Genomic DNA, 12,463 nt, shown 5'->3' on the forward strand with positions numbered 1-12,463 from the left:
ATTATGCATCGCTAATTATTATACCATTGTATAATGATAAAAGTAAGTGTTAATTTAAATTTTAACAAAAAATATTTTTATTTATCATTATTATTTGTTAATAATTTCTTAATATACTTATATTATCTACAAAAAAATGAGTTTAATTCAATTATTGAGTTTAGGCTTTCACGGGTGTGTAATTTCCTAAAGCTTTTATGCTTAGTTAAAATAGAGGACTTTACTGAATTACAAGCTTTATAAAATGTAGACAAATAAAAAGCAACATGATAAAATTTAGTAAAATAAAAGATTAAAAATGTAGGGGAAAACCTAAGGAATGGCTAAGTAATAAATTTTAGGAGAATTATAGATGATTGATGATATAAAAATTGTAGCACCTGGGGATATAGAAAAAAGGAGTTTTGAGATAATATCCGAATTAATAGGAAATAGAGAACTTAATTCATTACAAGAACCTGTAATTAAAAGAGTTATACATACTACGGCAGATTTTGAGTATCTAGATACCTTGAAAATTAGTGAAAATGCTTTAGAAAAAGGTATAGAATCCATTAAATCAGGATGTAGTATTGTCACCGATACTAAAATGGCACAGGCAGGTATAAATAAAAGAGTTTTAAAAAATTTTGATGGCAAAGTAGTGTGCTATATGGATAATGAGGAAATTGCTGCTACTGCTAAAGAGCGAAATGTCACAAGGGCTTCAATTTCCATGGAGACTGCTGCAAAGGATGAAAATAATCGGATATTTGTTGTTGGAAATGCTCCAACAGCTTTAATAAAGTTATATGAACTTATAAAAGAAGGAAGTGTAAGACCTTCTTTGGTGATAGGAGTACCTGTTGGATTTGTTAATGTGGTAGAATCAAAGGAGCTCATTAAAAAGGCAGGAGTGCCCTTTATAATTTCAGAGGGAAGAAAAGGTGGAAGTAATGTAGCAGCATCAATAATAAATGCTATTTTATACATGGTCAGGTGATGTTTTGTGGGTGTTTACCATACTGTTAATAGAAAAAAACACAAAAAAGGTTTTACAACAGGAGCTTGTGTTGCAGCGGCAGCAAAGGCTTCTGTGATGATGCTTTATAACAGGAATAAAATTTTTAAGGTAACTATCGATACACCTTCTGGACTAAATCTTACACTTCCAATTTCAGATATTTCTCTTTTTGAACAAAGTGCAGAATGTGCTGTAACAAAAGATGGTGGTGATGATCCGGACGTTACTACAGGACTTAAGATTTTTGCAAAGGTTCGTATAAATAGTAATAACAATATAAGTATTAATGCTGGCGAAGGTGTGGGTATAGTTACATTGCCCGGACTTAAAATTCCTGTGGGAAAACCTGCTATAAATCCTGTTCCAATGGAAATGATAAAAAAAGAGGTAAGAGAGGTGCTTCCTGATGGAATGGGAGCAGATATTGTTGTAAGAATTCCAGGAGGGGAAGAAATAGCAAAGAAGACATACAATCCAAAGCTTGGAATTAGGGGTGGGATTTCAATTTTAGGAACAAAAGGCATTGTTGAGCCAATGTCTCAGGAGGCTTGGAAGGAAGCACTTTCATTAGAGATTGATGTTGCAGCTGCCAAAGGAATAAAGGAGCTTTACTTTACATTTGGAAATCACGGTAGAGATTTTGTTAAAGATGAATTTGGAATAGGTGATGAGTATATTATTACCATGAGTAATTTTGTTGGTTTTATGCTGGATAAAGCTTTAGAAAACAATATAAAAAAAGTGGTTGTTGTAGGACATATGGGAAAGCTTATTAAAGTTTCAGCAGGTATATTTAATACTCATAGCAGTGTGGCGGATGCAAGAATGGAAATTTTAGTTGCCTATGCAGCATTAGAAGGTGCACCAAAAGATTTGACACATAGAATATATGAATGTAAAACTACAGATGCTGCGGCAGATATTATAGATAGATATGGTATAACAAAAGTATATGAAAAAATAGCAGAAAACACGGTGAGAAGGTGTTCTCAACATGTTTTTAACAAAATAGAAATTAGTGCTGTATTATTCAAAGAAGACAAAGACAAGGGGACGGTTCTCTTGTCTCAAAAATAAAGACAGGAGAACCGTCCCCTTGTCTTTTGGGGGATAAATATGACAAATAGAGTTTATGTAGTGGGAGTTGGACCTGGAAACAGTGAAATGATAAGTAGTGCTGGAATAAAGATAATTGATAAAAGTGATATCTTAATTGGAGGAAAGCGAAATCTTGAAATCTTTGAGCATCTAAAAAAAGAAAAGTACAAAATAGAAAAGAACCTTCAAGATATTATAAAAATAATAAATGAAAAAAAAGGTTTCAAAAAAATAGTTGTATTATCCAGTGGAGATCCAAACATCTATGGCATAGCAGAATTTTTAAAAAACAATCTCAAAGAATGTGAAATTTCAGTAATTCCCTCTATAAGTTCCATTCAATATTTAGCTGCAAAGTCAATGACAAGTTTAAATGATGCATATATAACAAGTGTTCATGGACGGGATAATAATAATTTATTGAAAATAGTAAAAGAAAATAAAAAGGTTGCACTATTTACAGATTCTAAAAATTCACCTCAAAGCCTTTGTAAGATGTTTTGTAAAAGGGGACTAAAAAATCTTTATATTACTATAGGTGAAAATCTTTCATATGAAAATGAAAAAGTGACACAAGGCACTTTAGAAGAACTTAAAGATGCTATTTTTGATTCTTTATCTGTGATGATTATTGAAAACAAGGATAATTATCAATACAACTTTTTAGGTATTCCAGATAGTATGTTTATACGTGGCAATGTACCTATGACAAAAGAGGAAGTGAGAACAGTATCAATATCAAAGCTAAAACTTACAGGGGGAAGTATTGTCTATGACATTGGAGCCGGAACAGGCTCAGTATCAGTTGAATGTGCACTATTAGCAAAAGAGGGTTTGGTATATGCAATTGAAAAAAATAGTGATGCTGTAGATATTATAAACAAAAATATAGAGAAGTTTGGACTTTTAAATGTAAATGTTATAGAGGAAGAAGCACCTTTTAAAATTGATGAATTACCTCCAGCTCAAAATGTGTTTATTGGAGGAACAGGTGGGAATATGGATGAAATAATATGCTGGATAGCTAAAAAGTGTGATAAGGTAAGGATTGTAATTAATGCAATAACACCAGAGTCTACATATGAAGCTTTAAAAAGCCTTGAAGACAATGGGTTTTCTAACATTGAAATAACAGGAATTAGTGTTTCTAAAGGTATAAAGGCAGGGGAAAAACATATAATGAAAGCATTAAATCCAGTAAATATAATATGTGGAGATTTAGGAGGAGAATAATGACAGGAAGGCTTTACGGGGTGGGCGTAGGTCCAGGGGATCCAGAACTTATTACACTAAAGGCTAAAAAAATACTTGAAAAATCTAAAAATATAGCAGTTCCAAAATCTTATCAGGAAAAAGAAAGTGTTGCTTTTTCTATAGCAAAAAATTTTTTGATAGATAAATACAATTTGATGGAGTTTGTTTTTCCAATGACCCATGACAGCAAAGAACTTTTAAAAAGTTGGGGAAAAGCAGCAGATGATATAGCTTTAAAGCTTGATGAGGGAGAAGATGTAACATTTATAACTCTTGGGGATCCATCTGTATACAGCACCTATATGTATATACACAGGCAGTTAGTTGAAAGAGGATATGATGTAGAAATAATACCTGGAGTTACTTCCTTTTGCGCATCGGCAGCCCAAGCAGGTATAAGTCTTGCTGAAAATCGTGAAACTATTGCAATAATACCTTCTTCTTATCAGTGTGATAATTTTGACACAATACTTGATTCTTTTGATAATATAGTAATGATGAAGGTTGCAAAAAATCTTTCTTATATAAATGAAAAGCTTTTAGAAAAGGGGCTTCTTAATAATGCTGTTCTTGTCTCAAAATGTGGAATGGAAGATCAAATGGTCGAAAGAAATGTTAAAAAATTAGAGAAACAGAATCTTAGTTATTTTACAACACTTATAATAAAGAGAAATGGAGAAAAGTAGATTATGGTAGTTTTTGTAGGAGCAGGTTCAGGAGATCCTGAACTTATAACAGTAAAAGGGAAAAAACTTATTGAAGAGGCAGATGTTATAATATTTGCAGGATCTTTAGTAAATGAAGAGATTTTAAAGTGGTCAAAGGAAAGCTGTGAAAAATATAACAGTGCTAAGATGACACTTGATGAAGTAATAAAAGTAATGAAGGATAAAAAAAACAAACTAGTTGTAAGACTTCATACTGGAGATCCTTCAATATATGGAGCTATTCGTGAGCAGATGGATCAGCTTAGAAGGCTTAGAATAGATTATGAAGTAATACCAGGGGTAAGTGCTTTTTCTGCGGCAGCGGCAGCTCTAAAAAAGGAGTACACACTTCCCGGGGTGACACAGACATTAATTCTTACAAGGATGGAAGGGCGAACTGGTGTCCCGAAAAAGGAAAGGATTGAATTATTAGCAAAACATAATGCCACTATGGTTATATTTTTAAGCGTACATATGATGTCTGAGCTTGTAGAGAGGTTAAAATGCGGATATGAAGATAAAACACCTGTGGCAGTTGTGTATAAAGCTTCTTGGCCAAAGGAGAAAATAGTAAGAGGGACTTTAGAAAATATAGCAGGTTTAGTAGAAAAAGAGGGTATAAAAAAGACAGCTTTAGTGGTAGTGGGAGATTTTTTAGGTGATGAATATGAGCTGTCAAAGCTCTATGACAAAAACTTTAGCCATGAATTTAGGAAATAATAAAGCAAGAGTAAGAAATATAATACAAAAAAATTACAGGCATAAAGTTTTTGTATTGCGGAAAAAATAAGTAAAAGCTACAATTAAAATTTACTTTGAGATATAAAAAAAGCATTATTTTAAATAGTTTTTATAGTCAAATATAAAAACTATTGTTGTTAAAATACATATATGCTATAATGCTGTATAAAATGGAAGAAAGACAACCTCTGTTACAGTTGAGAACTACATAAAAGGTTTGATGGATGCTTTTATTTTGTATAAGGCAGACAGGTACGATGTTAAGGGTAAGCAATACCTTAAAACTCTTGAGAAATACTATCTTGTTGATATTGGGTTGCGTCATCTTTTACTTGGTGATAGAAACACGGATATTGGACACATACTTGAAAATATTGTTTATTTAGAGCTTATACGTAGAGGTTATATTGTACACGTAGGTAAAGTAGGAGAAAAAGAAATTGATTTTATAGCTCAAAAGGGAGATGAAAAAATATACTATCAGGTTGCTGCTAGCGTAATAGATCCATCTACTTTCAAAAGAGAAATTGAGCCACTAAAAAAGATTAATGATAATTATCCCAAACTAATTCTTTCAATGGACGATTTTCCAATAGGAGAAGATGGTATAAAGCAGGTTAATATTATAGAATTTTTGCTAGAAACCTAGTATAGGACTATATAATGGAAGGAGTCTTAAGTGCAAAAAATTATTCTTAAAATTAAAGGAAACATGTATTTCTTTATTAGCTTATATACTTTGCTTTTTGCAGCATTAGCTATTTTCTTTGCATACTTTGATAATTATATTTTGTACAATGGTTATTTTGAGGTTTTAGAAACATTGCTAACCCAAAGAGAATCAGCTATAACAATATTCTCCACAACAGTTACAAGTTTACTTGCTATGCTTACACTTACGTTTTCTATTATGATGATTGTTCTTACTAATTACAGCAGTCAGTTGTCGCCTAGAACTTTGCAAGATTTTTTAGAAAAGAAAACTACTCAAAAAATAATGGGGTATTATATAGGTGTAATAACATTTTCTTTAATTTCTCTATTTTTCACCAAGCCTTCAAATTTCCAAACACCTATGATATCTCCTGCTTTTGGTGTTGTGTTTTTTATAGTAGCAATTGTTTTGTTTGCATACTTAATTCACTATATTTCTAAATCAATTAGAATAAATATATACATACAGAATTTAAGTAAGGAAACCAATCTTTTGATAGAAAAAAAGGATAATATTATAAAAAAGGATGGGAGGATTTCTAAAAAGACCCTTGATAGTTTAGAAAAACTTTCAAACCAACCATCAATTGATATAAAAACAGAAAGATCAGGATTTATCCAGTTGTATGATGAAGAAAAACTATATGAATATGCTAAGAAAAATGATGTTTTAATATGGTGTGAAAAAAAGGTTGGGGATCATGTTTTAGAAGAAACAGTAATAATAAAGGTTTATAGATATCAGTCAGTGAAATCAATAGAAGAATGCACGAAAGCTATTAAAGAAATGGTTATGATAGGGGATGAAACAAATCTTTATGAAGACCTTGGAGCTGGAACAAAAAAACTTGTAGAAATTGCAGTGAGAGCACTATCGCCTGGGATTAACGATCCTGGTACTGCGGTCTTTTGCATTGAAAAACTGGGGTTTCTTCTTCAAAAATCAGCAAAAGCTTTAGAGGCAAAGATATATCATGATGAGAACAAAAAAGAGAGAGTGATTGTACAGGGTTTAACTTTTGAAAAGCTATTATTTTATCATTTTTATCAGATAAAACATTATGGGCTAGAAGATTTATCTGTATTAGATGCAATTTTAAGCTCTTTGATAACCATTGCAAAGGGCAATAATTCACTAATTAAAAATGAAGTGTGGGCATTTTGTGGGTATATATTATCAGGTATTAATTTTTCCAAAAAGGCACCTATAGAAATAAAATTTATAAAAGAGAGAGCATATCAGCTGGCAATGGAAACAAGTCAAAGAGTAAGATTTGACGAAGTTATCAGTGGTTTTTCAAATGGAAAATAAGTAAAAACTTATTACTTTTAAAACTTTTTCGAAAGTTTATGCTAAAGATAAAAAACCAGACTTTAAATAAGAAGTGTAATTCATCTTAATAGAAGATAGAGTATTTAAATAAACAAATACTTGATTTCATCTTAAGTGTAAAATAGAATATATCTATAACTTACTTAAGGCAGTGATGAAATGGTTTATAAAAAAGTAAGACAAGAGAACCGTCCCCCTGTCCGGGTTTGTGTTGTGGCTTTGACAAAGAAGGGGGCAGAGCTAGCAGTTAAATTGGGCAAAAGAACAAATGGGGATATCTATATAAAAAATGAGTTTATACGAGACTTTAATTATGATAAGCTGTTACCTATAGATGAGAATTTTACAAGCTTTGTGGGAAGAGTGTTTAAAAGCTATGACATTTTTATATTTATAATGGCATGTGGTATAGTGGTAAGATCTATTGCACCTTATATAGAGGACAAAAAGACTGACCCTGGAGTACTTGTAATGGATGAAAAAGGAGAATTTGTTATAAGCCTTCTTGCAGGACATATTGGAGGGGCTAATGAAATGGCTTGTAAGATATCTTCTATAACAGGGGCAGTTCCTGTTATAACAACGGCTACTGATGTAAATAATACAGTTTCATTTGATGTTTTTGCAAAGAAAAATGATTGTATAATAGAGAATATGGAATATTTAAAATATATAAGTTCAAGGCTTGTAAATGACCATAAAGTTTTTTTGTACTCTGACTATAAGATAAAAGGAGTTATTCCTGATAATATTGTAAAGACAGAAAAATTAAATGATGAAAGCCACTTTGTAATAATATCAAATAGAAGTGATATTAAAGGAAAAAATGCCTTATATATAAGACCTGTAAATTTAGTAGTGGGAATAGGTTGCAAAAAGGGGACTTCTAAAAATGATATTGAAAATGCTTTAAAAGATTTTTTGAAAAAAAATAATAGAAGTATAAAATCTATAAAAAACTTTGCCACTATTGAACTTAAAAAAGATGAGCAGGGACTTTTGGAACTTTCTAAAGATAAAAAAATTCCCCTTTGCATCGTTCCAATTGACAGCATTAAGGCGGTTGAAAGGGAGTTTACACCGTCAACCTTTGTAAAAGAAAAGACAGGGGTTTTAAGTGTAGCTGAACCATGTGCTGTTTTAGCTAAAGAAAAAACAAAACTTATTTGCAAAAAGACAGTTTATAAGGGCATAACACTGGCTCTTGGTGAAGTGGAGATGGAATTTAACATATGAATATATTTGTATCTGGAATAAATCACAAAACTACATCGATAGATATACGTGAAAAACTTAAGTTTACTAGGGAGAGTGGGCAGGAAGTTCTAAGAGAAATAATAAAAATACCTGAAGTAAAGGCTTGCGTGCTTCTTTCTACCTGCAACAGGACAGAGGTGTACATACATTCTGAAAACTCAACATTTTACAGAGGAGAAATTGAAAAAATACTCTGTGAAATAAAGGGGTTTGACCTTTATAGTTTTAAGAAACACTTTTACTTTTATACAAGTAAAAAAGCTGTAGAGCATGTTTTTAAAGTAGCGTGTGGAATGGATTCCCAAATTTTAGGTGAAGATCAGATTTTAGCACAGGTAAAAGATGCTCATTTTATAGCTTTAGAATGCGGCACAGGCAATGATGTATTAAATACTCTTTTTAGAGAGTCAATAACCTGTGCAAAAAAAGTTAAGACATTTACAGCACTTTCTAAAAATTCAGTATCAGCAGGCTCTTTAGCAGTAAAGCTTGTAAAAGATTATTTTAAAGGAAATATTAAAAACAAGTGTGCATTGGTTGTAGGTACAGGAGAAATAGGAGCTGTTTCACTTAAATATTTAATGAGTGAAGATGTAGGTAAGGTTTATGTGACAAATAGAACTCATGGAAAAGCAGACAGTTTGTCAAAACAATATGACGATGTTTTGGCAATTGATTATAAAGACAGATATTCAGTGATAAATGAGTGCGACATTATTATAAGTGCTACATCAAGTCCTCACTATACAATAACTAAGGACATGCTAGAAAAAAATATAATAGATTATAAAAAAAGAATTATAGTGGATTTGGCTGTACCAAGAGATATAGATTTGGCTGTAGAAAAGCTTTCAGGCATTGAATATTTTAATATGGATAATTTAAAAATTACCGTAGATAAAAATATAGATAAAAGGCTTCTTGAAGTATCAAAGGCAGAAAAAATAATTGAAAAGTTTTTGGTTGAATATGAAAGATGGTATGAGGTAAGAAATGTTTTTCCTGTAATGAAAGATGTGAGAAAATATGTACAAAATCTTGTTGATGAAAGATTAGAAGAAGGTTTTTCAAAGTTAGAATCTTGTAATAAAGAGGATCGAGAGGTTATGCAGGTTTTGGTTAAAGGGATAGCCAATGAAATTATGAATAAATTTGTTTACAGTGTCAAGGAATGTGGAAGTGTAGATGAGGTGAGTACATATTTTAAATGTTTAAACAGCGTTATTAATAATGAGTGGGAGAAATAAAAATGTCAAAAATTTATGTAGTGGGAATGGGACCTGGTTCAATGGAAGACATGACTCCTAGGGCTAAAAAAGCTTTAGGGGATTCAGACTATATTGCAGGTTATTTTAGATACATAGAATATATTAAAGAGCATTTTCCAGATAAAGAATTTATTGAATCAAATATGAAAAAAGAAGTTGAAAGGTGTAGAGCTGTTTTAGAGAAAGCTTTAGAAGGGTACACTGTATCCCTTGTGAGTAGTGGAGACAGCGGTATATATGGCATGGCAGGATTGATGTTAGAGGTGCTAAAAAGGTCTAAGGCTCAAATTTCTGTTGAAGTGATACCGGGAATTACTGCTGTATCAGCAGCAGCCTCTCTTTTAGGTGCACCACTTATGCATGATTTCTCTGTAATAAGCTTAAGTGATCTTTTAACTCCATTAGAACTTATAAAAAAGAGAATAGAATGTGCTGTAAAAGGTGATTTTGTTATATGCTTTTACAATCCAAAGAGTAAAAATAGAAGTAATTACATAAATGAAGCAAGGGATATTATTTTAAGGTATAAAAGTGGTGCCACCCCTGTTGGTATTGTGACAAATGCAGGAAGAGCGGGAGAGAGTATTGTTGTAACTGATTTAGAAAGTATGCTTTCCTTTGAGATAAATATGTTTACAGTGGTGATAGTAGGAAATTCAAAAACCTATGTTGAAAATGGACGGATTATTACACCTAGAGGTTATATTTTTTAAGTTAGGGAGTGAAGAAATGAAAAATATAATTGTAATATCAGGTACTTTAGATAGCCGAACAATTATAAATGAGTTGTTAAAGTTAAATACATCTGTTACAGCTACTGTCACAACAGACTACGGTGCTGACATTTTAAAAGAATATAAAAAACTTGAGATAGTAAAAGGTAAAATGGGATTAGAAGAAATGGAATGCCTTATAGAAAATACCGATGCAACTAGTGTTGTAGATGCTTCACACCCCTATGCAAAAAAAGTTTCAACAAATGCAATAAAGGTGTGTCAAAAGCTAGGTGTGCCATATGTGAGATATGAAAGAGAGAGTTTAAAATTTAAGTATGATAAAATTATTTATGTGGATGATTATAAAGAAGCATCAATTAAAGGGGATAAAATACAAGGGAACATCCTATTAACTGTTGGCAGTAATAATATAGAGGTATTTGTAAATAATACAGAAAACTTTAAAGACAGGCTTTTTGCAAGAGTTTTACCTGATAGCAGTGTGATTTCAAAGTGTGAAGTATTAGAGCTTACTGCACAAAACATCTTTGCCGTCAAAGGACCTTTTTCATTGGAAATGAATATGGAAATGATAAAGCACTGCAATGCAAAAGTTGTTGTAACAAAGGATAGTGGTGAAGTTGGAGGCACGTTAGAAAAAGTAAAGGCGGCACAAAAACTAGAAATACCAGTGATTATGATTAAAAGACCAGAAATAGAATACATAAATAAAGTAAGTGAGGTTTTTGAAGTAGTAGATTTTATAAAAAATTTAAGTGAACTCGTTTAGCTAAAGCTAAACTTCGAGGCTTTAGGTGAAGTGTTAGAATAAGATTAAACATTATTAATAAAGAGGTGTGTTTATGGCATATTTTCCCTTGTTTATTGATATTAAAGGAAAAGAATGTGTGGTTGTTGGAGGTGGGGAAACTGCTACAAGAAAAGTTAAGACATTAATTGAGTTTGAGCCTAATATAAAGGTTATAAGTCCTTGGGCAAAAAAAGATATAATCGAGCTTAGTAAGGAAGGGAAGCTTAATTACATAAAAAGAGAGTATAGGGAAAATGATTTAGAAAGAGCTTTTTTAGCCATTGCATCAACCTCAAACAGGAGTGTTAATGAAAAGATTCATAAAGAAGCAATGAAAAAAAATATATTTATTAATGTTGTTGACTGTCCTAGTAGTTGTAATTTTTTCTTTCCCTCTATAGTAAGACGTGATGAGCTGGTAGTGGGAATATCAACTTCAGGAAGCTGTCCTTCACTGACAAAAAAGACTAGGGTTGAAATTGATGAGATGTTAAAATGTAAGGACTATAATTACTTTAATCTTTTAAAACAATATAGAAAAAAGGCAATTGGTGAAATTAAAAATGAAGATAAAAGAAAGTGTTTTTTAAATGATCTTTTAGATATATTGGATAATAATGAAGGAAGTGTTGAGGTAGTAAAAATAGAGAATTTATTTGAGGTATATAAAAATGAAGAAAATTAGAGTTGGAAGCAGAGAAAGTGCACTTGCTATGGCTCAGACAAAATGGGTTATAGATGAAATTAAAAAAAAGTACACTCATTTAGAGTTTGAGATAATTGGTATAAAGACAAAAGGGGACAGGATACTTGACGTTAAGCTTGACAAAATAGGAGGTAAGGGGCTTTTTATAAAAGAGATTGAAAAAGCACTTATAAATAAAGAAATAGATTTTGCAGTTCACAGCCTTAAGGATATGCCAGCACAGCTTTCTGATGAACTTGCAATATCTGTCCTATCAAAAAGGGAAGATCCGAGGGATGCATTGATAACAGTGTCAAAGCTTACACTTGATAAGCAAAAAGAAGGTTTTGTTTTAGGTACAAGCAGTGTAAGAAGAGAAGTTCAGATAAAGGCCATAAGGGAGGATGTACATTTTAAAACCCTTCGAGGAAATGTAAACACTAGATTAAATAAGCTTGATAAAGAAGAGTATGATGCAATAGTGCTGGCAGCAGCAGGACTTCATAGACTAGGGTTAGAAGAAAAAATAGTACAGTATTTTGAAATAGATAAAATGATTCCTTCTGTAGGTCAGGGGATTCTTGCAATACAAACTCGCAAGGATTATGATATTGAATATCTTTTAAAGAGTGTACACTGTGAAAAAGCAGCTTTAGAGGCAAGGGCAGAAAGGGCATTTTTAAAAAGAGTTAATGGAGATTGTTCCACTCCTATGGCAGCACATGCTGTTATAGAGGGAGATAACATGAAGTTATATGGAATGTTAGTACATAGAGGTAAAGTTAAAAGAGCTTTTTTAGAAGGTAGTAAATATGATTCGAAAAAAATGGGTATAGAACTTGCAGATATATTATTAGAGTCTGGAGGAGAGTAATA

The 12,463-nt window shown here is 31.7% G+C and carries 12 protein-coding genes and 1 pseudogene; all 13 read left to right on the top strand.

What is annotated here, in order from left to right; translation table 11 throughout:
* The first annotated feature begins 352 nt into the window (after nucleotides 1–352).
* Nucleotides 353–982: a precorrin-8X methylmutase gene (locus RBH29_RS10940; RefSeq protein ID WP_306696863.1), complete on the top strand. Its 630-nt coding sequence runs from the start codon at nucleotides 353–355 to the stop codon at nucleotides 980–982.
* A 6-nt stretch (nucleotides 983–988) separates the two neighbouring features.
* Nucleotides 989–2,080 (top strand): cobalt-precorrin-5B (C(1))-methyltransferase CbiD, encoded by a 1,092-nt coding sequence (gene cbiD / locus RBH29_RS10945; protein ID WP_306696864.1) that lies wholly within the window; start codon nucleotides 989–991, stop codon nucleotides 2,078–2,080.
* A gap of 39 nt (nucleotides 2,081–2,119) precedes the next feature.
* Complete coding sequence (cbiE, locus tag RBH29_RS10950; protein ID WP_306696865.1) at nucleotides 2,120–3,334, top strand: precorrin-6y C5,15-methyltransferase (decarboxylating) subunit CbiE; 1,215 nt, start codon at nucleotides 2,120–2,122, stop codon at nucleotides 3,332–3,334.
* A complete protein-coding gene (gene cobI / locus RBH29_RS10955; protein WP_306696866.1) occupies nucleotides 3,334–4,041 on the top strand; it encodes a precorrin-2 C(20)-methyltransferase in 708 nt (235 codons plus the stop codon). The genes cbiE and cobI overlap by 1 nt, the downstream gene beginning before the upstream one ends.
* 3 nt (nucleotides 4,042–4,044) lie before the next feature.
* Nucleotides 4,045–4,782, top strand: a complete 738-nt coding sequence (gene cobM, locus RBH29_RS10960; RefSeq protein ID WP_306696867.1) for a precorrin-4 C(11)-methyltransferase — start codon at nucleotides 4,045–4,047, stop codon at nucleotides 4,780–4,782.
* 214 nt (nucleotides 4,783–4,996) lie between these two features.
* Nucleotides 4,997–5,452 (top strand): annotated as a pseudogene (locus RBH29_RS10965) (ATP-binding protein); the annotation flags it as partial.
* A gap of 30 nt (nucleotides 5,453–5,482) precedes the next feature.
* On the top strand, nucleotides 5,483–6,829 hold the full coding sequence (locus RBH29_RS10970) for a DUF2254 domain-containing protein (RefSeq protein ID WP_306696869.1): 1,347 nt from the start codon (nucleotides 5,483–5,485) through the stop codon (nucleotides 6,827–6,829).
* Between the two features lie 180 nt (nucleotides 6,830–7,009).
* Nucleotides 7,010–8,086 carry a cobalt-precorrin 5A hydrolase gene (gene cbiG / locus RBH29_RS10975; protein WP_306696870.1) on the top strand — a complete coding sequence of 359 codons (1,077 nt, stop codon included), beginning with the start codon at nucleotides 7,010–7,012 and terminating at the stop codon, nucleotides 8,084–8,086.
* Entirely contained in the window at nucleotides 8,083–9,354 is a 1,272-nt protein-coding gene (gene hemA, locus RBH29_RS10980) for a glutamyl-tRNA reductase (protein ID WP_306696871.1), read from the top strand. Before cbiG ends, hemA begins: the two co-directional genes overlap by 4 nt.
* A 2-nt stretch (nucleotides 9,355–9,356) precedes the next feature.
* A complete protein-coding gene (gene cobJ, locus RBH29_RS10985) occupies nucleotides 9,357–10,088 on the top strand; it encodes a precorrin-3B C(17)-methyltransferase (protein ID WP_306696872.1) in 732 nt (243 codons plus the stop codon).
* A 16-nt stretch (nucleotides 10,089–10,104) separates the two neighbouring features.
* Nucleotides 10,105–10,881 carry a cobalt-precorrin-6A reductase gene (locus RBH29_RS10990; RefSeq protein ID WP_306696873.1) on the top strand — a complete coding sequence of 259 codons (777 nt, stop codon included), beginning with the start codon at nucleotides 10,105–10,107 and terminating at the stop codon, nucleotides 10,879–10,881.
* 73 nt (nucleotides 10,882–10,954) lie between these two features.
* Complete coding sequence (locus tag RBH29_RS10995) at nucleotides 10,955–11,587, top strand: precorrin-2 dehydrogenase/sirohydrochlorin ferrochelatase family protein (protein ID WP_306696874.1); 633 nt, start codon at nucleotides 10,955–10,957, stop codon at nucleotides 11,585–11,587.
* Complete coding sequence (gene hemC / locus RBH29_RS11000; protein WP_306696875.1) at nucleotides 11,574–12,461, top strand: hydroxymethylbilane synthase; 888 nt, start codon at nucleotides 11,574–11,576, stop codon at nucleotides 12,459–12,461. Before RBH29_RS10995 ends, hemC begins: the two co-directional genes overlap by 14 nt.
* The last annotated feature ends 2 nt before the right edge of the window (nucleotides 12,462–12,463 follow it).

Source organism: Herbivorax alkaliphila (genome assembly GCF_030848475.1).
Lineage (GTDB): Bacteria > Bacillota > Clostridia > Acetivibrionales > Acetivibrionaceae > Herbivorax.

What these genes read in the sequence shown, in the direction of transcription:
- cobM (WP_306696867.1), top strand. Translation starts at nt 4,045, where the DNA reads ATGGTAGTTTTTGTAGGAGCAGGTTCAGGAGATCCTGAACTTATAACA.
- cobI (WP_306696866.1), top strand. Translation starts at nt 3,334, where the DNA reads ATGACAGGAAGGCTTTACGGGGTGGGCGTAGGTCCAGGGGATCCAGAA.
- hemA (WP_306696871.1), top strand. Translation starts at nt 8,083, where the DNA reads ATGAATATATTTGTATCTGGAATAAATCACAAAACTACATCGATAGAT.
- cbiG (WP_306696870.1), top strand. Translation starts at nt 7,010, where the DNA reads ATGGTTTATAAAAAAGTAAGACAAGAGAACCGTCCCCCTGTCCGGGTT.
- cobJ (WP_306696872.1), top strand. Translation starts at nt 9,357, where the DNA reads ATGTCAAAAATTTATGTAGTGGGAATGGGACCTGGTTCAATGGAAGAC.
- hemC (WP_306696875.1), top strand. Translation starts at nt 11,574, where the DNA reads ATGAAGAAAATTAGAGTTGGAAGCAGAGAAAGTGCACTTGCTATGGCT.
- RBH29_RS10995 (WP_306696874.1), top strand. Translation starts at nt 10,955, where the DNA reads ATGGCATATTTTCCCTTGTTTATTGATATTAAAGGAAAAGAATGTGTG.
- cbiE (WP_306696865.1), top strand. Translation starts at nt 2,120, where the DNA reads ATGACAAATAGAGTTTATGTAGTGGGAGTTGGACCTGGAAACAGTGAA.
- RBH29_RS10990 (WP_306696873.1), top strand. Translation starts at nt 10,105, where the DNA reads ATGAAAAATATAATTGTAATATCAGGTACTTTAGATAGCCGAACAATT.
- RBH29_RS10940 (WP_306696863.1), top strand. Translation starts at nt 353, where the DNA reads ATGATTGATGATATAAAAATTGTAGCACCTGGGGATATAGAAAAAAGG.